Annotated in this window: 20 protein-coding genes and 1 pseudogene; 12 read left to right on the top strand and 9 right to left on the bottom strand. The window is 53.2% G+C overall.

Going from position 1 to position 21,326, the window contains the following annotated elements; all coding sequences use genetic code 11:
* Positions 1-108 precede the first annotated feature (108 nt).
* Positions 109-1,695, top strand: coding sequence for a hypothetical protein (locus UC14_RS10725; protein WP_112197671.1), 1,587 nt, complete (start codon positions 109-111; stop codon positions 1,693-1,695).
* A 37-nt stretch (positions 1,696-1,732) separates the two neighbouring features.
* Here the strand turns inward: UC14_RS10725 and UC14_RS10720 are convergent, their stop codons facing one another.
* Together UC14_RS10720 and UC14_RS10715 are read right to left on the bottom strand one after the other, a co-directional pair.
* Entirely contained in the window at positions 1,733-2,218 is a 486-nt protein-coding gene (locus UC14_RS10720) for a hypothetical protein (protein ID WP_112197670.1), read from the bottom strand.
* Positions 2,219-2,272: 54 nt separating this feature from the next.
* Positions 2,273-3,176: pseudogene (locus tag UC14_RS10715) on the bottom strand (LysR family transcriptional regulator).
* Positions 3,177-3,297: 121 nt separating this feature from the next.
* On the opposite strand from UC14_RS10715, the gene UC14_RS10710 reads away from it, so the two are divergent.
* The 3 genes from UC14_RS10710 to UC14_RS10700 all read left to right on the top strand — a co-directional run bounded on the left by UC14_RS10710 (position 3,298) and on the right by UC14_RS10700 (position 4,753).
* On the top strand, positions 3,298-4,038 hold the full coding sequence (locus tag UC14_RS10710) for an SDR family oxidoreductase (RefSeq protein WP_112151070.1): 741 nt from the start codon (positions 3,298-3,300) through the stop codon (positions 4,036-4,038).
* 116 nt (positions 4,039-4,154) lie between these two features.
* Positions 4,155-4,409, top strand: a complete 255-nt coding sequence (locus UC14_RS10705) for a transcriptional regulator (protein ID WP_223510138.1) — start codon at positions 4,155-4,157, stop codon at positions 4,407-4,409.
* Complete coding sequence (locus UC14_RS10700) at positions 4,409-4,753, top strand: type II toxin-antitoxin system PemK/MazF family toxin (RefSeq protein ID WP_013577329.1); 345 nt, start codon at positions 4,409-4,411, stop codon at positions 4,751-4,753. Before UC14_RS10705 ends, UC14_RS10700 begins: the two co-directional genes overlap by 1 nt.
* 21 nt (positions 4,754-4,774) lie before the next feature.
* Here UC14_RS10700 and UC14_RS10695 read toward each other — a convergent pair whose 3' ends face one another.
* Together UC14_RS10695 and UC14_RS10690 are read right to left on the bottom strand one after the other, a co-directional pair.
* Positions 4,775-5,155: a tautomerase family protein gene (locus UC14_RS10695; protein WP_013577328.1), complete on the bottom strand. Its 381-nt coding sequence runs from the start codon at positions 5,153-5,155 to the stop codon at positions 4,775-4,777.
* Positions 5,156-5,271: 116 nt separating this feature from the next.
* Positions 5,272-6,177, bottom strand: coding sequence for a DMT family transporter (locus UC14_RS10690; RefSeq protein ID WP_013577327.1), 906 nt, complete (start codon positions 6,175-6,177; stop codon positions 5,272-5,274).
* Between the two features lie 188 nt (positions 6,178-6,365).
* Here UC14_RS10690 and UC14_RS10685 point away from each other — a divergent pair, with 188 nt between their 5' ends.
* From UC14_RS10685 to UC14_RS10675, 3 genes are all read left to right on the top strand, one after another.
* Positions 6,366-7,244, top strand: coding sequence for an AraC family transcriptional regulator (locus UC14_RS10685; protein ID WP_162906083.1), 879 nt, complete (start codon positions 6,366-6,368; stop codon positions 7,242-7,244).
* Positions 7,245-7,329: 85 nt separating this feature from the next.
* On the top strand, positions 7,330-7,863 hold the full coding sequence (locus UC14_RS10680; RefSeq protein WP_013577325.1) for a GNAT family N-acetyltransferase: 534 nt from the start codon (positions 7,330-7,332) through the stop codon (positions 7,861-7,863).
* Between the two features lie 35 nt (positions 7,864-7,898).
* Positions 7,899-8,522: a glutathione S-transferase family protein gene (locus UC14_RS10675; protein ID WP_112151068.1), complete on the top strand. Its 624-nt coding sequence runs from the start codon at positions 7,899-7,901 to the stop codon at positions 8,520-8,522.
* A 165-nt stretch (positions 8,523-8,687) separates the two neighbouring features.
* Here UC14_RS10675 and UC14_RS10665 read toward each other — a convergent pair whose 3' ends face one another.
* Positions 8,688-9,803 (bottom strand): SDR family oxidoreductase, encoded by a 1,116-nt coding sequence (locus tag UC14_RS10665; RefSeq protein ID WP_112197668.1) that lies wholly within the window; start codon positions 9,801-9,803, stop codon positions 8,688-8,690.
* 447 nt (positions 9,804-10,250) lie between these two features.
* Here UC14_RS10665 and UC14_RS10660 point away from each other — a divergent pair, with 447 nt between their 5' ends.
* Positions 10,251-11,108, top strand: a complete 858-nt coding sequence (locus UC14_RS10660) for a PA4780 family RIO1-like protein kinase (RefSeq protein WP_013577322.1) — start codon at positions 10,251-10,253, stop codon at positions 11,106-11,108.
* Between the two features lie 28 nt (positions 11,109-11,136).
* Here UC14_RS10660 and UC14_RS10655 read toward each other — a convergent pair whose 3' ends face one another.
* From UC14_RS10655 to UC14_RS10645, 3 genes are all read right to left on the bottom strand, one after another.
* Positions 11,137-11,877 (bottom strand): substrate-binding domain-containing protein, encoded by a 741-nt coding sequence (locus UC14_RS10655; protein ID WP_112197667.1) that lies wholly within the window; start codon positions 11,875-11,877, stop codon positions 11,137-11,139.
* A 47-nt stretch (positions 11,878-11,924) separates the two neighbouring features.
* Positions 11,925-13,013, bottom strand: a complete 1,089-nt coding sequence (locus UC14_RS10650) for an ABC transporter substrate-binding protein (protein WP_112151065.1) — start codon at positions 13,011-13,013, stop codon at positions 11,925-11,927.
* 81 nt (positions 13,014-13,094) lie between these two features.
* Positions 13,095-13,727, bottom strand: coding sequence for a LysE family translocator (locus tag UC14_RS10645; RefSeq protein ID WP_013577319.1), 633 nt, complete (start codon positions 13,725-13,727; stop codon positions 13,095-13,097).
* A 157-nt stretch (positions 13,728-13,884) separates the two neighbouring features.
* On the opposite strand from UC14_RS10645, the gene UC14_RS10640 reads away from it, so the two are divergent.
* Both UC14_RS10640 and UC14_RS10635 read left to right on the top strand, forming a co-directional pair.
* Positions 13,885-14,688, top strand: a complete 804-nt coding sequence (locus tag UC14_RS10640; RefSeq protein WP_013577318.1) for an inositol monophosphatase family protein — start codon at positions 13,885-13,887, stop codon at positions 14,686-14,688.
* Positions 14,689-14,923: 235 nt separating this feature from the next.
* Entirely contained in the window at positions 14,924-16,486 is a 1,563-nt protein-coding gene (locus UC14_RS10635) for a methyl-accepting chemotaxis protein (RefSeq protein WP_112197666.1), read from the top strand.
* 10 nt (positions 16,487-16,496) lie between these two features.
* On the opposite strand, the gene UC14_RS10630 is transcribed toward UC14_RS10635, so the two are convergent.
* Positions 16,497-18,590, bottom strand: coding sequence for a bifunctional diguanylate cyclase/phosphodiesterase (locus UC14_RS10630; RefSeq protein WP_015690534.1), 2,094 nt, complete (start codon positions 18,588-18,590; stop codon positions 16,497-16,499).
* Positions 18,591-18,858: 268 nt separating this feature from the next.
* Here UC14_RS10630 and UC14_RS10625 point away from each other — a divergent pair, with 268 nt between their 5' ends.
* Together UC14_RS10625 and UC14_RS10620 are read left to right on the top strand one after the other, a co-directional pair.
* Positions 18,859-19,527: a glutathione S-transferase family protein gene (locus UC14_RS10625; RefSeq protein ID WP_037034997.1), complete on the top strand. Its 669-nt coding sequence runs from the start codon at positions 18,859-18,861 to the stop codon at positions 19,525-19,527.
* A gap of 409 nt (positions 19,528-19,936) precedes the next feature.
* Complete coding sequence (locus UC14_RS10620; RefSeq protein ID WP_013577314.1) at positions 19,937-21,304, top strand: NCS2 family permease; 1,368 nt, start codon at positions 19,937-19,939, stop codon at positions 21,302-21,304.
* Positions 21,305-21,326 lie beyond the last annotated feature (22 nt).

Genomic DNA, 21,326 nt, shown 5'->3' with positions numbered 1-21,326 from the left:
ACAACTTTTACATATCCTTAAAGCTTCCTGTGTTCTTGCCGAAAATAGCATCAGAAGGATCAAGGTATCCACTGGCGCTATGGCGCAAAAACATAGGGACTCATCGGGATGACAGTTATCTCTGCGACAGGTAATCAGGCGCTCAACACGCTGGTTACGTCAACAAAATCACTGACGGCAGTCACTACTGCAGCCAGCCAGCAGCAGGCTTCGACGGCGCAATCCACCACGGTAATGATCGGCCAGGCGGACACCGCTTCGCCGGTCTACAACATCACCAAACCGGCACTGGTCTGGGAACGTTCTTCCAGTGATCTGATGTCTTCAAAGCTTGCATCGAACTTCAGCCATTCCGGCAATGCGGCGCGTTTTACCGGACTCGGTGCGGCGCTGCTTGAGCGTTTCACTACCGACAGCAGCAGTTATTCGCAATCGGTGATGAAGCAGACTTCCGCTCAGTCGACCCGTTCAGCGGCCAATGTTGCCGCCCAAACCCAACTTCATACCAAAGCTGATAACCAGATAAACCTGAGCATTAAAACTGCCAGCGGCGCACTGGTGGATATCACGCTGGGCAGTGATGATGACGGACTCGGCGTGCAGGTGAATGTCAGCAAAGGCACGCTCAGCGATGCCGATCGCAAAGCGCTGGCCGGTCTTGCGGAAGGTTTTCAGAAAGCGATTGATGGCCTGACGGCGCAACCGCCGAAGCTCGATCTGAGTGGCCTGACGAAGTTTGATACCTCGGTGCTGTCGTCGGTGGACTTACACGCCACGCTGGGCACCACCAATACCCAGACGCTGGATTTTCATGCTGATGCGAATACCCGCTCAGTGAAATCGACCGGTGTTGCTGGCACGGTGGATATCAGCGTCGACATGAGTAAGCGCGCACTGCTGGGCACAGAAAGCCAGCAGAAGCAGGCGCTGAACAGTTATCTGAAACAAATCAGCAGCGCGGGTAATCGTGGCAATGGTGACGAATCGCTGATGAACATGTTCAAAGATGCCTTTACGGCGCTGAACAGCAATTATGGCGAAACCGCGACGACTTATAAAAGCGGGGGGGCTGAGCCGGTTTATTTCTCGCTGACCAAAACCGATAAAAACATGATGACCGGGCTGGCGGATTTCACGGCGTCAGTCTCGCAGACACCGGTCGATTCCACCAATCCGATGCGCCCGGATGAAACCGATACGTTCTCTTATCAGGTTTCTCAAACCAGCACGATCACCGGCACGGGTACGCAGGACCGCAATATCACGCAGAAGCAACAGTCACATCTGGCCGCCAGTTATCATGCATCGCTGACACCGGGGCTGAAACTGAATCTGACCAGCGACCGCAACTCGCAGAATTACCTTTACTATCAGATTGATGACAAGGCAGAAAGCACGACGTCCGTGCAATATCACAAAGGTGCGCTGATGAGTGCCACAGTGGCTCAGTCCGCCAGCAACTCAACACATATTCAGAAATATGTGAAAGGTGCACTGGAATCCGACATCACCACGCCGGAAATCACGTCGAAAACCACTGACCTGCTGGGCACGCTGCAATCGGCCTGGGAAAATAACGCCCCGCGCATGTCGTTCCGGGATTATCTGAATCATCAGACCCTGCCGGATCTCAGCGGGATGGTACTGATGGAATCGGATGCTGCGCAGTTGAAAAACAGTCCTTCATTAGTGTAGATAAAACCAAAACAGCCCCTGACGGGGCTGTTAATCATTACATCTCAAATTTCATGCCTCTCACCACGATCTCATCAAATTGCAGATGATGCATAAATTCGCGCAAAATCAGCAGTGTGGCGGCGAAATCATTGCCCTCGGGGATACCTTCGAAATGCGCCGGGCGGCCATTAATGACCAGCGCCAGCCGGTCGAAAGTGCGTTCCACTGCGTCGAGCGACAACGTCATCACTTCATTTTCCGCCTCACCGGCAATGCGGGCCAGCGCACGGATATCGTTGTCTGTGCTGAACAGTTTAGCGCCCGGCGGAATGTCGTGCCGGATGCGCATCACTTCGTCCTCGACCACCATAATGGCAGTTTCCATTTCATCCGGCGTCGGCGGTGAATGACGAAAATAGCCGACAGAGGTGAGTTGTGAGCCCAGTGTCAGGAGCAAACTTTTATCGTCGTTATCATCATTACGGACGATAACTTGCGTTTCTTCGCTGCCGATATGCAGCAATACAGCAGGTGTGGTCATCGGCATCTCCAGTCGTTAACGTTGTGACGTCATGCTTTCAGAGCAGAAAAACTATCATGTCAGATGCGGATCGCGCCGCGCAAACTCTTTCACCATCCAGTCGATAAACACCCGTACGCGCGGTGAAAGCTGGCGGTTACGCGGGTAAAGCAAGGAAACCGGCAGTGAACCGGCCGGGAAATCCGCCAGGATTTGTACCAGACTTCCCTGCGCCAGATCCTCCAGCAGGCCGTAATGCGGCACCTGAATAATCCCCATCCCGCGCCGTGCCGCTTCTTTCATGCTTTCCGCGCCGCTGACCGACAAACTGGTCGGCAGCAGGATTTCACGGTTTTTGCCCTGCACCTGAAAAATCAGCGGCAACAGCCCGCCGGTTGCGCTGGAACGAAAACCAATCATCCGGTGACCGGCGAGATCGTCTGGCGTTTCCGGTATGCCAAAACGTTGCAGATAGTCCGGGCTGGCGCAGGTAATTTCCGGCAGCGTACCGAGCGGGCGCGCCACCATATCGCTGTCTTTCAGTTCACCGGCGCGGATCACGCAATCAATGCCTTCCCGCACCAGATCCACCAGCCGGTCGCCTTCGCTCATGTAAAACTCAATGTCGGGATACTGCGCCAGAAAATCCGCCAGGCCGGGCAGCAGAAAATGCCGCGCCATCGAACCGTGTACATCCACCCGCAATAAACCCCTTCGGCTGCGCACCGGCAAACGCCATTTCAGCATCTTCCACATCTGCCAGAATACGCAGACAGCGCTGGTAATAGGCTTCGCCATCCAGCGTCGCGCTGACGTGTCGGGTGGTACGCTGCAGAAGCCGGATGTTCAGCCGCGACTCCAGTTGTTTAATGGCATCGGTCACCGTGGAACGTTTCAGATTCAGCGCTTGTGCAGCCTGCGTAAAACTGCGCAGCTCCACCACGCGGGTGAATAACTGCATGCTGTCGAGTTTATCCATGATAATTGTTCGCCTTTTCCGGATAGTGATAACGAATATCAGGTAATTATCCGGCAGCGTCAATCGGCTACGCTTTCCTCACTGACAACAGATCCGAATCACTGAAAAAAGGAAACGCATCATGACTTCATCCAAACAGAAAGTCGCGCTGGTCACCGGCGCATCACGGGGTATTGGCGCCGCCATCGCAGAGCGTCTGGCGCACGACGGTTTTACCGTGATTGTGAACTACTCACGCGGTGCGGCAGAAGCCGACGCGGTGGTCAGAAAAATTGAACAGGCAGGCGGAAAAGCTATCAGCGCGCAGGCGGATGTCAGCGACGCGGCGGCGGTCGGCCGGATGTTTGCCAGCGCGGAACAGGCGTTTGGCGGCGTGGATGTGCTGGTGAATAATGCGGGTATTATGACGCTTTCCGCCATTGCCGAAACCGACGATGCAGCATTCGACCGCCTTATCGATATCAACCTGAAAGGCACTTTCAACACGCTGCGTGAAGCGGCGAAACATCTGCACGACGGCGGACGTATCATCAATTTCTCATCAACCGTGGTCGGGTTATATCAGCCGACTTATGGCGTGTATGCCGCGACCAAAGCGGCTGTCGAGGCGCTGAGCCGCGTGCTCACCAAGGAAATGCGCGGCCGTCAGATAACCGTCAATACCGTCGCGCCCGGCCCGACAGCAACGGATTTATTCCTCAACGGTAAATCGGATCAACTGGTGGAAACCATCGCCAAAACCTCGCCGCTCGAGCGCCTCGGTCAGCCGGAAGATATCGCCTCCGTCGTCGCCTTCCTCGCCGGTCCCGACGGTGCGTGGGTCAACGGCCAGACGCTGAAGGCGAATGGCGGGATTATTTAATCCTTCCGTTTAACGCAGGAAAATAAAAAGCTGGAATGTAGCTCGCAAAAACCCGTATCAGGAATACTGTTACGGGTTTTTGGTTGTATACTCTTTGTAGATACAACGGTGGAGAAATGAACATGCGTACTCAGGCCACATTACAGAAATGGGGTAACAGCATCGCGTTACGGCTGTCCGGAAATTTGAAGTCAATTCCACAATTCGAGGAAGGTGATGTCGTTGATATCGAGATTTCTGAAGACGGGCTGCAAATTCGTAAAGCCGATAAGCAGAAGGTCACTGAGGCCAGCTTGTTATCGGGGCTGAGCGCGTATAATGCTCACGCTGATGAATTGGCAGAACCGACTGACAGGGAGCTTGATTATTAATGTATTTACCAAAGCGCGGGGATATTTGCTGGCTGGATTTTGAGCCCACCAAAGGAAAGGAAATAGGCAAATATCGACCGGCGCTGATCCTGTCTCATGAAACGTATAATCAGGTTACCGGGCTGGTGATTTGTATGCCGGTGAGCAGCAGCATCCGGGGCGCGCCGACCGAAGTGCCGGTCAACAATCTGAGCGCACCTTGTGTGGTTGCCACCACGTTGATCCATACAATGGACTGGCGGCACCGTCAGGCAAAGTTTATCGCTGTTGCGGAAAGTGGCGTCTTTAACGACGTGCTTGCCCGAATCATTCCGCTGATTGGTGGTGAGAACTTGTTGGCCTGAAGTTTACCTTCAGACCTTTTCTCACGCGTATTGCGCTTCGCCGTTGCCGAAGGACCAGTTTTCTTTCGGCACTTCCACCAGGCTGATGAACACATCTTCCAGACGTAATCCGACTTTTTCATGCAGCCCGTAAGCGACGGCGTGATAGAACGCCTTTTTCATTTCCAGTGTACGGCCGGTGTTGAGCGTTACCTGAATCACAATGCAGTTCGGGCTGCGCTGTATATTCAGATAATCAGGGGAAATCATCATTTCTGCCGGAGAGTGTTCGGAGATGACAATAAACTTGTCGTTTTCCGGCGCATTAAGAGCTGAGCGCAGCGCGTCATAGATCACATCGCCGACGGTTTTGCGGTAGGTTTCGGGTTTTCCTTCGACCATATCAATACGTACAAAAGGCATTTTATTCTCCTCATTATTTTCTGTAGGGCGCGCATCTCTTAGGATGCGGCCTTTCAGGTATGCAACACGAGGAGGAGAGTTGTCGAGTGTTTTTTTGTACCCGCCGGTAAGCCGCCCTACGCCGCAGCGGCTTTGCGCCTGAACATCTCCAGCCAGGCCGGACGGCAGAACATCACCAGATTACCGAGCAGGATCAGCGCCAGCCCAATAACCGCATTGGCATGCCATTGATAATTTTCATAAAATGTGGAAACCGTCAGTGCGACCAGCGGGAACAGCAGCGTACTGTAGGCCGCCTGACTGGCACCGATGCGGCCGACCAGCGTGAAGTAAATGCCGAAAGCCAGTACCGAACCAAACACGGAAAGATAGACCAGCGAGCCGAGATATTGCGGCGTCAGGTCGATGGCGAAGGAAGCGCCCTGCATCAGGCTCAGCGCGCCCATGACGGCTGTACCGTAAAACATCGCGTAGGTATTGGTGGAAAGCACATCCAGCCCGTGACGCTGATGGCGTGAGCTGATCATGTTGCCGAGTGAGAAACCGTAAGTGCCGAGCAGGCTGAGGCCGATGCCTTTGAGCAATTCCGGTGCGATATGCGCGGCGCTGAGGTCATGCCAGAAAAGCGTGATAATACCTGCCAGCCCGAGAACCGACGCCGGGATCACTGCCGGAGCCAGTTTCTGACGGAAAAACAGCATGCCGTTGAACGCGTTGAACAGCACGGCCATCGAGAAAATCACCGATTCCAGCCCGCTGGTGATGTAGGCTGCGGCGTGATAGAAGCAGTAAAAATTGAAGCAAAAAACGCAGCAACCCTGAACCAGGCAGAAAAGGTGATCTTTCAGCGCCAGACGACGCAACCTGCGTGTCGCCAGCAATGCCACCAGCATGATCACCGCAGCCAGCAGGAAACGGTAGAAAACCGACACCGTGACCGGCACGTCGCCCTGTTGCAGGTAAATCGCAAACCAGGTGGTACCCCAGATCAGGATCACCAAAATATAAAGCAGTGCGTTCATAGAAATCTCTCACTCAGACAGTAATGACTGAGGACATTCTGCGGTAACGGCAGACCGCTGGCTTTCAACGTTTTGCGCTGAGTTGCATATTCTTGCGCATTTTTTCAGTCACCCGCACAGCAAGATCTGGCACCGGGGCGGGGGAAAACCGTAAAATGAGCGTCATCTTTCCTCCACACGGGTACGCCATGACTAAGGTCTATCAGGCTTTCGAAACGCTGCGTCAGCACAAAGCGGTTCTGCATGACAGTGTGGAACTGGGTTCCGGCATTCAGCTGGCGGCGTGGTCGAACAAAAATGACATCGTGAATCAGGAAAGCGCTGATCACCATACGCTGAGCCTGTACGTTGCCGACGGCTACGAGTGTTACCACAAAACCCGCAGCGGCTGGCGTAACGGCGGCGGGCCGGATCGTTTTTGTCTGATGCCGAAAGGCAGTATGTCGAGCTGGGATGTGCGCGACGATTTGTCGTTTGTGCATCTGTATTGCTCCGACGAACACCTGCGACATCTGGTGGAACAAACCTGGGATCGCAGCCCGGCGGCGATTGAGCTGGAAGAACGCACATTCGGAGAGGATCCGCAAATTACGCTGTTGTATCGCCACTTTTTGCTCAGCAGCCAGTGGCAGGAAAACAGCAATCAACTGATGCTCAGCAGCGCCGCCAATCTGCTGATGGCGCATCTGGTGAAACATTACACCCATCTGCAATGGGCGCTGCCAACGGTACGCGGCGGGCTGGCACCGCATATGCTCAACCGCGTAAAAGATTATATTCACACGCATCTCGGGCAGCCTTTATTACTGCCGGAACTTGCCGCGCTGGCAGAACTCAGCGAATTCCACTTCGCCCGCATGTTTAAACAAAGCATGGGGCTGGCACCGCATCAGTACGTGATGAATGCCCGGCTGATCCGCGCGGAAAACTTGCTGAAAACCAGTCAGATGGACATCACGTCCATTGCGCTGGAATGCGGATTCAGCTCCGCCAGCCATTTCAGTAACCGTTTCAAATCCGTGCGTGGCATAACGCCGACGGCACTGCGCGGCGGCATTATCGTCTGATTTTTATTTCCCGCTAAAACCTCTCTTCCGGTCAGCACAATTGTGGTGCTAAGTTAATGGTAATTCACCTTATTCAGGAAAAACCATGCAGACCAGTGCTCCCGTTATCGAAACCGAACGTCTGATTTTACGTGGCCATCATGTTGATGATTTTGAAGATATTGCCGCGCAATGGGCCGATCCGGCGGTTGTGAAATACATCGGTGGCACGCCTTCGGGTCGCGAAGCCAGCTGGAGTCGTCTGCTGCGGTATCCGGGCCACTGGCAGATGCTCGGTTTCGGTTACTGGATTGTGTTCGAAAAAACGGCGGGTGCAGAAGGCGCGTTTGTTGGCGAAATTGGCCTGGCGGATTATCAGCGTGATATCACACCCTCGCTCAAAGGCATGGCGGAAATGGGCTGGGTCGTTTCTCCGGCATTTCACGGCAAAGGCTACGCCTTTGAAGCGGCACAGGCAGTGCTGAAATGGGCCGGTACACACGTCGATCGTCAGCTATGCTGCATTATTGCACCGGAGCATCAGGCCTCGGTTCGTCTGGCGGAAAAATGTGGTTTCGTGGCAAAAACGGATACCACTTATCACGGCTCAGCCACGCGGATCTTTATTCGTCCGTCGTGACCGGCTATTCGTGTACCACGTTAACAGGGGAAATCATGCTAAAGATTTTGGGTAAATCACCGTCGATCAATGTGCGTAAAGTGTTGTGGACCTGTCAGGAGCTGGGGCTGGATTTCGAACAGGAACAATTCGGTTCGGGTTTTCAGTCTGTCCAGACTGCGGAATTTAAAGCACTGAACCCGAATGCGATGGTGCCGGTAGTGCTCGATGGCGAATTTGTACTGTGGGAATCCAACGTGATTTGCCGCTATCTGGCGGCGCGGGAAGGGCGCGAAGATTTGCTGTCATCTGACCCGAAACGTCGTGCGCTGACCGAACAGTGGATGGACTGGCAATCCGGTGAACTGAATAATTCCTGGCGCTATGCGTTTCCGGCGCTGGCGCGCAACAGTCCGCAGCATCAGGATCCGGCGCTGATTGATGCCGGTGTCAGCGAATGGAACCGTCATATGCAGATACTGGAGGAACAACTTCAGCGCAGCGGCGATTATGTGCTGGGGGATAATTTTACGCTGGCGGATATTCCCATCGGGCTGGCAGTGAACCGCTGGTCGATGACACCCATGTCCCGTCCGGCGTTACCGGCAGTGACGGCGTATTATGACCGCCTGAATCAGCGCGAAGGTTTCAGGCTGTATGGCCGAAACGGCCTTGTCTAATCCCCGTCATCCTTCACGCTGCAAGCAGCGTTCCAATCTGCTCCCTGCAGATTGGTCATTCACCCCGGTCACTTACTTATGTAAGCTCCCGGGGATTCATTCAGTTGCCGCCTTGAAGCAACTGAATGATTTAGGGGAGTGTTTAATATTTAACAGACACCGGGTTTATTTAAAATCAACCTGCATCAGTTCGCTGATAGATTGTCCACGGGTTGAGGAAACACATTTATCAATATAACTGTTAAAGGCAGCAGGTTTTGGAATGCCCATATCTAATAAACGAGAATTATCAAACTTCACGTTTAACTGAGCAAAACCGCCATAAAGTTTAATGGCACGTAAAATAATTTTATCATTACACGGGCCGAGCACATCTTTAAATTGTTTGCGGATGCCGGTAAATTCCTGATAACTGGTTTGTTCATATTCACTGATAATGCGTGAAGTATTATTGGCTTTTGCCACCGAGGTATCTATTTCATGGAATGGCGTACACATCTCTTCGCCGGAAGAAATATGATAAAAATTATGGCTGAGGTCTTTGGCGAGACACAGTTTTACCAGCACCATCGCGCAATAGTCCACCGGAATAACATCCACCTGATCGTCGAGCGTACAGGTGAATTTCTTCAGTTTAATCGCCATCATGAACACCCAGAAGATGCTGCTTGAAGGCTGGCAGCCATGCTGCGTGTGACCGACGATAATCGACGGTCGTGCAACCACGAACGGCAGCGACGGGCATTCGGCGCGGACAAGATTCTCAATCGCCCGCTTGGAAGCCGTGTACTGCACCAGATCTTCGTTCTGCTCGTTGTCCGGCATGCCTTCGTAGAAGACGCTGTCTTTATCCGGCATCGATGCCATCGCCGTGCCAACATGCACAAATCGCTGCAAGCCTTTTACCTGCACCATACGTTTGGCGAAGGCCAGTGAACCTTCGACATTCACACGCCACATGGCCGGATTATGACCAAACGAGGCGATGGCGGCGCAGTTAATAACGTGCGTGACATTATCTAAACGCGCGTCATGAATAAAACTTTCCGGATCGGCCAGATCGCCGGTCAATATTGATTGCTCAGTTAGCGGAGAAAGCTGAGCATCATGTAATTCAAACTTCTTCAAATTATCGATAATTCTGGCGAGTCCCGTCGCATTATCGTCAGCCCTGACTAAGAGTAATAATGCATTATTGGTGGTGAGTTGCTGGCGAAGAAAATATTCAACGACAGCTCCGCCAACAAAACCAGTGGCACCGGTTATTAAAATAGTATTCATATCAGAAGACCTGCAACGGGAAATTACCGGCACAGTATCACCTCTATTCTAAACGGAACGTATACCGTTTTTTGCCTTGAATAAACGAAGCGTAAACAGCACGAAAAGCTTAAGTTAAAGAAAAAGTTCCGAAGACATAAAAATTTATTAACTGGCATGCTTTATTTACAGTAAGAAATAATTAGCGGACATAAATTAATTATTTAAGTTAAATTTAATCAGGGTGCCATAAAACCCCGGCGGGCGTTGACGGTGAAAAGCACCGGTAAAAAGTGATAACGTATGTGCATAAAGTATCCACTCCATCGCCACTACGTTAAACTGTACCCTTGAGAACAGTAAGCGATAAGGATCAGAAAGGATGACGCGAACGGCGTGTCTGGTGTGTAATGCAGGGAATATTGCGCAGGTCATTCCCTCATGCGCTGAAATAAGGTACAAGGCTGCATGAAAATCCCAAATAGAATCCAACCTCTGGTGGATGACGGCCTGATTGATGATGTGGTCCGTCGACTGAAAAGTGGCAAAGAAGCCGATGTTTACACCGTTTTATGCGGTGAAGAGATCCGCTGCGCCAAAGTGTATAAAGAAGCGACACAACGTAGCTTCAAGCAGGCCGTGCAGTATCAGGAAGGCCGTAAAGTCCGTAACACCCGCAACGCGCGTGCGATGCAAAAGGGGTCAAAGTTCGGGCGTAAACAGCAGGAAGAATCCTGGCAGACAGCCGAAGTGGATGCACTGTTCCGTCTGGCGAATGCCGGTGTGCGCGTGCCGCAGCCTTACATTTGTCTGGACGGCGTGCTGCTGATGGAGCTTATCACCGACGCTGACGGCGTAGTCGCGCCGCGTCTGAGTGACGTCATCCTGACTGAAGAAGAAGCGGTAGCCGATTTCGACACCATGATCCGCAACATCGTGCGCATGCTGTGCGCCGGTATCGTTCACGGTGACTTGTCAGAGTTTAACGTGTTGATGGACGCTGAAGGGCCGGTGATTATCGACCTGCCGCAGGCCGTGGACGCCGCTGCCAATAACCACGCTGAATCGATGTTCGAGCGCGATGTGAATAACATGACCGAGTACTACGGGCAGTTTGCACCGCAGTTGCTGGAAACGCGCTTTGCCAAAGAAATCTGGGCATTGTACGAAGACGGCAAACTGACACCGGAAACTATTCTGACCGGATTGTTCACCGAAGATACGCACAAAGCCGATGTGGATTCGCTGCTCGATGAAATCACTGCCGCTGAAGATGAGTATTACGATCGTCAGCGGGCAATGAAAGAAAGAGACCTCGATCACTAAGGTCGCGTTGTACCTGTTTGTATTTTTTCTATTCCGGCATCACCGCATGTCTCCCGCAAAAACCGGCGTTCTGCAAAATATGCTGGCCGGTTTCTGAAAGAATAAATTCTGCCAGCGGTTTCCCTTTCTCCGTGCAGGTCGCGAGCGCGTATCTGGCCCGCACGTTGTAATCCGCCGGAATGTTGTAGACTTCCAGCGCATCATTTTCCCGCAACAGCGCGGCATAACTGGTGTAGCCGATAAAAACATCGGCCTGACCGCTGCAAATCAGCCATTCTGCCGCCAGTTTGCCTGCCGGAATTTTGGCCGATTTCTCACCGCCCACCAGACGCAGCGCCTTGTTGCGTAAAATAGCCCCGGCATCGGGATGTCGCCTTTCGATCTGCTCAAACATTTGCCAGGTGTAATCACCGGAAGGATCGCTTTGCGGCGTCGATGTCGCCAGCCGAAAACGGGGATCAAGTAATACGCTCAGCCAGTTGAGTTTATCCAGTTCCGGCCCTTTTCGGGCGGTGACACACAGGCTGTTGCCGCAAAATGCTTCCACGTTCAGCGCCTTACCGTGCTGCTGCAACGTCAGCGGATGCGCGGTATTGGCCGAGGCAAACAGATCGACCTTTTCCCCTTGTTCGATACGTTCGCGCAACAGCCCGGCGGGGCCGAATTCCACGTCGACTTTGCTGTCGGTTTCTTCCGTAAAAGCATCGCACAGCGGCGCCCATGCGCGGCGTAAACTCCCTGCCGCCAGCACTTTAATCGTATTTGTCATCAGGTCTCCTTGTCACATTGCCTCAACGTAAAGCGCCGGAGACGAGGCTATTTCCCCGCGCGCGCCGCGTCTGCCGCGGGTTTAAAATCCGTCCGGTAGAAGCGCTGGTACCAGGCATCAGCCTGTTTTTGCATATCGATGTCAGCGAATTTTTGCGGGTAGAGTTTTTTCGCCATCCACAGTTCGCCGATCGCCATCGCTTCAGGCATCGGATAGCCCCAGGCTTTGGCGTATTCCGGCATCAGATAAACGCGGTGATTTTTGACCGCATCAATACCCTGCCATTTTGGATCACCGGTGATCTGCCCGACCACTTCCGGATACCGGTCCTGCACGAAGATCACCTGCGGGTTCCAGGCGATCACCTGTTCCAGCGCGACCTGCTTAAACCCTTTCACTGTGGCTGCCGCAACGTTCATCGCACCGGCATGCGCCATCATCAGGCCGGTATATTTGCCGGAACCGTAAGTGGTCAGATCGGGATTTGCCATATACGTGCGGATCCGCTGATTGGCCGGAATATCTTTCAGCCGTTCGCCAGTTAACTGACGCTGAGAAAAAGTATAGTCGATCAACGCCTGTGCCTGTTTCTGGTGATTGACCACGTCGCCAATCAGCGCGATGCCTTTCTTCAGCCCTTCGGTGTACGCCTCATCTTCATCCGGCAGCACCGGGTTCATCATATGTTCTTCGCCTTTCGGATCATCCCGCAATGAAACCGCCACGACGGCGATCCCGGCCTGGCTGATCTGGTCGATCATTTCCTGTGGTGCATAGTTGGTGACGAACACCACTTGCGGATGAAGCGCCACCACGCTTTCCAGGTTCACGCTGGTCAGGTCGCCGACCACCGGCGTTTTCGCCAGTTCCGGCGCAAGACGCACATAACCGCTGCCCAGTTGTCGCTGCCAGTTGTTCAGCACGCCGACAATATCTTTGGTGGCATCCAGCTGAACCAGCAGATTAAGGGTCTGATGTTGCAAAACGACGACGCGATCCACCTGATCGGGAATCGTGACCTGACGGCCAAGCTGATCGGTTATCTGGCGTGTGGCAAAAGCGCAAGGGGAAGCCAGGCTCAGGGCAAGCCCGAGCAAGGCAACGGAAGGCAAAAATCGGGATGAAAATAGACGCATGGAAAAATCCTCTGGTTTCGTTATGCAAAGGATTATATAGCGTTGATGCGGAACTGAATATGACGCGTGACAAATGGCCGGTTATTTACGCCCGTCGAGCAACATACGCATAGCCAGCCCGCCCAGCACTGCGCCCATAAACCAGCGCTGGATGACCATCCACAATGGTCGTCCGGCCAGGAAGACGGCAATGTAACCGGCCGAAAGGGCAATGAGCGCGTTGACCGTCGCACTGATCAGAATTTGCGAGCTGCCCAGAATCAGCGACTGCGTCAGCACATGCCCTTGTTCAGGCACGATAAACTGCGGTAACAGCGTCAGATATAACACCGCCGCTTTCGGGTTCAGCAGATTAGTGACCAGCCCCATGGTGAACAGTTTTTTATTGCTGTCGCGGGGTAAATCCCTGACCTGAAACGGCGAGCGTCCGCCGGGTTTCACCGCCTGCCACGCCATATACAGCAAATACGCAGCGCCGCCGATGCGCAGGGCGTCATAAGCGAAGGGCACCGCCATCAGCAGCGCGGTAATGCCGAGCGCAGCAAACAACATGTAAAACAGGAAGCCCAGCACTACGCCGCCGAGGGAAATCAGTCCGGCTTTCGGCCCCTGACAGAGTGAGCGTGAAATCAGGTAAATCATGTTCGGGCCGGGCGTTAATACCAGCCCGAGACAAATCAGCAGAAAGGGCAACCAATGGGCGGCATCGGGCATGGAAATCTCCGGCAAAATTCAGAAAGTTGAAGCACACAGATATAGAGTGTTTTACGCTATTTTAGCAAGTGGCAGGTTGTCATTTTTTATTCATCGATTCCGATGCATTCTATGAAGACAGCTTTTGTTCCTTCCGACTGAAAACTCAGGATTTATCATGACCAACACTATGATGTCCCCGCGTCTGGCGGTTGCCAGTCAGATTGCGGCACAGGCCGCCAGACTGGCGCTGGACTTTTTTCACCGCCGGGACGCTATCGAAATCAGCAGTAAGCGTACGCAGGATTTCGTTTCAGAAGCCGATCTGGCGGTTGAGCAGTTTATCCGCACCCGGCTGGCAGAGCATTTTCCGCAGGATGCGGTGATCGGCGAAGAGATGGGCGGCATTCTGACCGACGCGCCGTGCTGGGTGATTGATCCTATCGACGGCACCTCGAATTTCCTGCGCGGTTCGCCGCTGTGGGGCGTGTCGCTCGGGCTGGTGGAAAATAAACAGCCGGTGATCGGCATTGTGGCACTGCCGGTTTTAAACGACCTGTTTGCAGCAGAATCCGGAAAGGGGATTTTCCTCAACGACAAACCCTTCCGTCGCGATGATCGTTTTGAAGATGTACAGATTGTGTCGCTGGGCGACAGTGCGGACGACAAGCTGGACGAAGCCTCGGCCTTTTATCAGGGGATCCGCGCGGCTGACTGGTCAGTACATTGTTATCGCTGTACCACGGTCGGCATGGTGTTTGCGGCAAAAGGCATTATCGACGGCCATCTGCAACGGCGCACCACGCTGTGGGATATCGCTGGCGGCACGGTGTTGTGTCAGGAAGCCGGGCTGGAAACGGTGGTGAAATTTGCGAAGACAGCGGACGGCAGCGACAATTTCCGACACATGTCGGTGGCGGCCGGTACGGCGAATCTGTTGTCGGCAGTCACTCCGTTATGGCCCGCTTTTGAACCGAAGTGAGCCAAAGTGAGTCGCGCTGAGTGCTCTCTCTTTATGAGAGAGCAAATCTTTGCAACGCGTGGCAGATCATGTTTTTAAGGCGGGCCGGTAACATGAAAAATTCGTCCGGTAACCCTAAAATTACATTACGAAAGACAGCGCTTAACAAAATGAAATATAGTTTCATTTTCCCTAAAGTTCCCTTCATTCCGGCCGTTATGAGTGTTTCCTGTCACTGACTTTCCGATGTGCCCAGATGAAAAAGATCACCAACCTTTCCATACTTGCCCGTTTGCTGGGTGCATTCGCACTCGTCCTGAGCCTGCTGTTGATTCTGGCGGCGATGTCAGCCTGGCTGCTCAACAGCAGTAATCAGCAGATTGAAAACTACCGTGCCTACCGGCTTCCCGGCGTGCAGTATCCGCTGGTGATGCGTGGCACGCTGGCGGAATTACGCCTGCAACAGGTGCAATATATCGCCTCGCCAGAGGGGGCGCCGCGCGACGGCCACCGGGTCGAAATCCTTCAGGCGGTTGCCACTTTTAAAGACGCGGAAAATGCGTATCTGAAGCTGGACAGCGGCGGCAGTCAGTCAGATCTGTTTAAGCAAATCGTCGCTAATTTTGAGCAGTTTTCGCTGGCGAATAATGATGTGATTGCGGCGGTTGAACGCAACGACATTGCGCAGGCCACGAAAATCAGTGGCGATAACTCACGGAAATATCGCACACAGTTAATGGCGGATCTGGCGACGCTGGTCAAAAACGAGCTGACCAACAGTGAGCAGGCGGCAGCGGATGCGCGCAGCAGCTATCACACGGCCAGCGCGATGTTTTTACTGCTGGTCGGCGTGGCGTTTATTCTTTCACTGACGATGGCACTGCTGCTGGCGCACCATCTGGTGAAACAACTGGGCGGTGAACCGGCTTATGCCGCCTCTATTATGCGTGAAATCGCTGCCGGTAATCTGGCGGCAAAAATCACGCTGAAACCGGGTGATGACGGCAGTTTGCTGGCTTCGCTGAACGGCATGAACCAGCAACTGAATAAAACTATTCATCAGATTATGGAAGGCAGTGAATCCATCAATCATGCCGCCAGTGAAATTGAACAGGGTAATGTGGATTTATCACAGCGCACCGAAGAACAGGCGGCCTCGCTGGTGCAGACCAGTTCCAATATGCAAAACCTGACCGCGACCGTCAGCCAGAACGCTGAGAACGCCCGGCAGGCCAGCCAGCTGGCGCTGGAAACCTCGAAAACGGCGTCTCAGGGCGGCGTGATTGTTACGGGGATGCAGGCACATATGCGTGATGTTTCCGGCAGTTCGAATGAAATTATCAATATCATCAGCGTGATTGAAGGCATTGCCTTCCAGACCAACCTGCTGGCGCTAAACGCCGCCGTGGAAGCGGCGCGTGCCGGTACGCAGGGTAAAGGGTTTGCGGTGGTGGCGAGTGAGGTGCGGGTGCTGGCGCAAAAAAGCGGGCAGGCGGCGAAAGAAATTAAAGATCTGATTCAGGGCACCGTCAGCAAAATTGCCGAAGGGTCATTGCAGGCTGATCGCGCCAGTAAAGCCATGAATGAGATTGTCAGCTCGGTGAATAAGGTGGCTGAAATTGTCAGAGAAATCTCGACAGCAAGTTCTGAGCAGCACACCGGTATTCACGAAGTGGGGATTGCCGTTGACCAGATGGACAGGGTGACGCAGCAGAACGCCGCGCTGGTGGAACAGGCAGCGGCAGCGGCGCAATCCCTGACGGAACAAAGTGTTGAGCTACGCAACGCCGTGCGGTTTTTCCGCACGGCGACAGCCTGAGCCGGGAGCGTCAGGCTTTATCTGTGAGGGTTATCTGCGACTCCCAGTCAGTATCGGGGTGTTGGGCAATCTGCTGTGGCGTCATCGGACGCCCCAGAAGATAACCCTGTAAGGTGTCGCAGCCCAGTTGCGTCAGAAATTCCTGCTGTTGGATCGTTTCAACGCCTTCGGCCACCACTTTCAGGTTCAGCGTCTGGCCGAGGGCAATGATCGCAGAAACGATACTGGCGTCTTCGCTACCGGCAATCAGGTCATTAATAAATGCACCGTCGATTTTCAGCTCACTGGCCGGCAGACGTTTCAGATAGAGCAGGCTGGAATAGCCGGTACCGAAATCATCAATGGAGGCTTTTACGCCGTACTGTGTCAGGCGCTCCAGAATTTCCACGCTGGCATCCGGGTTACGCATCGCGGTGGTTTCTGTCACTTCCAGCGTCAGCATTTCAGGCGGGATCTGATGGCGTTCAATGGTTTCAATCACCATTTCGACCAGATTCGCCTGCTCAAATTGCAGCGTGGAAAGATTCACCGCTACCGTCCATTGCGTATGACCGGCCAGATGCCATTCCCGCAACTGGCGACAGGCTTCATTGAGCACCCATTCGCCAATCGGGATAATCAGTCCGGTTTTTTCCGCCAGCGGCAAAAACACATCCGGGCTGAGGAGGTTACCGTCGCGCTCCCAGCGCAGCAGCGCTTCGAAGCCACTCACCGGCCCGTAAGGCGCAATAAATTTCGGCTGATAGTGCAAACGCAGCTCATGGTGTGCAACCGCCAGACGCAAATCATTGAGCATTTGCAGCTGGTTCTGGGCATTGGCATTCATCGACGGCTGGAAGAAACTGTGACCGTTACGGCCGGAATTTTTGGTGTGATACATCGCGGCATCTGCATTGAGCATCAGCTCGCGTTCATTCTCGCCATCGCCCGGATACACTGCGATCCCCACGCTGGCAGAGACCAGCAGTTCGTAGCGGGAAACGTAAAACGGACGCGCAATCAGATGCACCAGTTTATCGGCCAGTTGCGAGGCATCGGTGGGTTCGGTGATCTCAACCAGCAGTACAAACTCATCGCCGCCGAGCCGCGCCAGCGTATCTGTCGCCCTCAGCTGCGATTGCAGGCGTTCGGTGACTGAAATTAACAGCTGATCGCCGATGTGGTGGCCGAAGGCATCGTTAACGGCTTTGAATCCGTCGAGATCGAAAAACAGCACCGCAAACTGTGATTCGCCACGTGACGCTTTCTGAAACGCCTGACTCAGGCGGTCTTCCAGCAACAAACGATTTGGCAAATGGGTCAGATTGTCGTGCAGCGCCAGTTGGGTCAGCTCGCGGTTCGCCTGTGCCAGCGAAGATGCCAGAATCGAGGTGCGTGCCTGCATCCGGCCATCAAGGATAGAAATGATCAGGGTGATCGCCAGAATCGCCAGCGTGACCACAATCACCAGCAGTGCCAGCCAGTTATTGTCTACGCCGCTGAACGCCGCCATACTGTGGCTGTCCATCGGGAATTGTGCCGCAGCCATGCCAATGTAATGCATACCGACAATGGCAGCGCCCATTACCACCGCAGCGCTGATGCGCAGCAGACGGACATTGGGTGACTGATGACGCAGATTGAATGCCATCCACAGCGCCGCGCCGGAGGCGACAATCGCCACTCCCACGGATAACGCGACCCAACGGTAATCGTAGACAATGGGCGGCATCATCTGCATCGCCGCCATACCCGTGTAATGCATCGCGGCAATACCGCCGCCCATCAGCAAGGCACCGGCAAGTAACCGCCCGGTGGGTAACTCCTCAAGGCATACCAGCCACAGCGCAAAAGCTGAGGAAATGATGGCAATCAGCATAGAAAGCAGGGTAATTAAAGGGTCGTAACCCATTGGCATCGAAGCATTAAAGGCCAGCATGCCGATAAAATGCATCGACCAGATGCCGATACCCATTGCAATGGCGCCACCTGTTAACCAAAGTCGGGAAGCCTTTCCCTCTGTGGTGGCAACCCGGCCTGCCATATCAAGCGCGGTATAAGAGGCAAGCATTGCAACAATGAACGAAAACATCACAAGCACATTGTTGTAATTACTGGAAAACATGTGAGGCTCCACCAACAGAGAGTCGAAAGCGACGGGTTAATTTGTTATCCGGCGATAATGGCATTAAGCCTTATTAAAGGCGAACGAAGTTGCGATAATTTTTTTGGCATAATTAAGATTAATCCGTAAGTGATTTTAATCAAATAAAAAGATTTTTGATAAATTAACCCTGAAGAAAGTCAGGGTTAATAAAGCGAATCTGATACGCGCTTTGAAAGTGTTGTCTATAGTTAACAAATAATTAATTGAAAAAGGACAGAAGACTTTTATGCTAACTGTGCATCATTTGGATAATTCCCGTTCACAGCGAATCTTATGGATGCTCGAAGAATTGGGCGTCCCTTACGAAATCAAATGTTATCAGCGGGATAAAGGAACCATGCTGGCGCCGCCATCGCTGAAAAAAGTCCATCCTCTGGGCAAGTCGCCGGTGCTGGAAGACAACGGGCTGATCCTTGCGGAATCTGGCGCCATCATTGAATACCTGCAGGAAGTGTACGATGAGGCGGGCACGCTGAAACCCACGGCGTTTGCTGAGCATCAGCAGTATCGTTACTGGATGCACTACGCTGAAGGTTCTCTGATGCCTTTGCTGGTGATGAAGCTGATTTTTAGCCGTCTGGGTAAACCGCCGATGCCGTGGCTCATCCGTCCGATTGCCGGCGCCATAGGACAGGGCGTGCAGAAGAATTATCTGGATAAGCAGATTTATACGCATATGGATTATCTGGAACAGCATCTGAGTACACATCCTTATTTCGCCGGTCAACAGTTCAGCGCGGCAGATATTCAGATGAGTTTCCCGATAGAGGCGATCAATGCCCGCGCCGGACTGGGAAAATATCCTCTGCTGAAGGCCTGGTTATCGAATGTCACAGCGCGTCCGGCATATCAGAAAGTGCTGGAAAACGGCGGTTCGTTTAATATTTTGCGTTAATTTCTTATCCATTTTTTATATTTTCAGGCGTTCATTGCGGGCGGAGTTTTACGTAATAAACGTCTTATAAAAGATAAACCACAATAAATACCCTGTTATTTATTTCCCTTCTTTCCCCTCCTTGTTTGTCTCTTTTTCTGCCACCGGATAAATTTCCACCACAACCGCGTTTTTATTGACCAGACAACGGTAAATTGTTGTCATTCACGGTTGATGTACGGCGGTTAAAGGCAGGATAATCGTTTGCGTAATTTTTTGTCCTGCCACACGCGATGCGAGTTAAACGTTTGCCTTGCCGTTCTGACGCCGTTTTCGGCGATTTCAGGCGACAAATAAGGAAGTGAACGTGCAGAAACGGTTTCATAATGACCACGCCGGCTAATCAGTAAAGACATTCAGAGGATTTTCCATGTCGAGTCAACAACCTCAAGCTGGCCGCGCAGTTGCGCCAAAAGGCCCGCTTGATGCTTTTTTCAAAATCAGTGCGCGTGGCAGTAACGTCCGCCAGGAAGTTATCGCTGGCTTAACCACCTTTCTGGCGATGGTCTATTCGGTGATTGTCGTGCCCTCGATGCTCGGCAAAGCGGGCTTCTCGCCAACCGCAGTGTTTGTCGCGACCTGTCTGGTCGCCGGTTTCGGCTCCCTGCTGATGGGGCTGTGGGCGAATTTGCCGCTGGCGATTGGTTGCGCCATTTCTCTGACTGCTTTTACCGCATTTAGTCTGGTTCTCGGCCAGCACATCAGCGTACCGGTGGCGCTCGGCGCGGTATTTCTGATGGGCGTGTTGTTCACCATTATCTCGGTGACCGGCATCCGTTCGTGGATTTTGCGCAATCTGCCAACCGGCGTTGCGCACGGTACCGGTATTGGTATCGGCCTGTTCCTGTTACTGATCGCCGCCAATGGCGTCGGTCTGGTGGTGAAAAACCCGCTGGACGGCTTACCGGTGGCACTCGGCGCATTTACCTCATTCCCGGTCGTGATGACGTTGCTTGGTCTGGCGGTGATTTTTGGCCTGGAGAAACTGCGCGTTCCGGGCGGCATCTTGCTGGTGATTATCGCGATTTCCATTATCGGCCTGATCTTCGATCCAACAGTGAAATATCAGGGTTTATTCGCCATGCCTTCTCTGGCGGGGGCTGACGGTAAATCGGTGATTTTCGATCTCGATATTCTGGGTGCACTGAAAGCTGCGGTATTGCCCAGCGTGCTGGCACTGGTGATGACAGCGGTGTTTGATGCCACCGGCACCATCCGCGCTGTCGCCGGACAGGCAAACTTACTGGATGAAAACGGCCAGATCATCAGCGGCGGTAAAGCCCTGACGGCTGACTCCGTGAGCAGTATTTTTGCCTCCCTGGTTGGCGCATCTCCGGCAGCGGTTTATATCGAATCGGCAGCCGGTACGGCGGCGGGCGGCAAAACCGGTCTGACGGCTACCGTCGTCGGTGTGCTGTTCCTGCTGATGCTGTTCCTCTCTCCGCTGTCTTATCTGGTACCGGCTTACGCCACCGCACCCGCGCTGATGTACGTGGGTTTGCTGATGCTCAGCAATGTCACCAAACTGGATTTCAATGATTTCGTGGATGCGATGTCAGGGTTACTGTGCGCAGTATTTATCGTTCTGACCTGTAACATCGTCACCGGTATTATGCTCGGTTTCAGCGCACTGGTGATTGGACGCATCTTCTCCGGCGAATGGCGAAAACTGAACATCGGCACGGTGATTATCGCCGTAGCGTTAGTGGTGTTTTATGCGGGCGGATGGGCGATTTGATCTGTTTGCTCCCTCCCCTGCG

Source organism: Rahnella sp. NRRL B-41462 (assembly GCF_003263525.1).
Lineage (GTDB): Bacteria > Pseudomonadota > Gammaproteobacteria > Enterobacterales > Enterobacteriaceae > Rahnella > Rahnella aceris.
The sequence above is the reverse complement of the archived record's forward strand: the minus strand, read 5'-3'. Positions and strand labels throughout refer to the sequence as shown.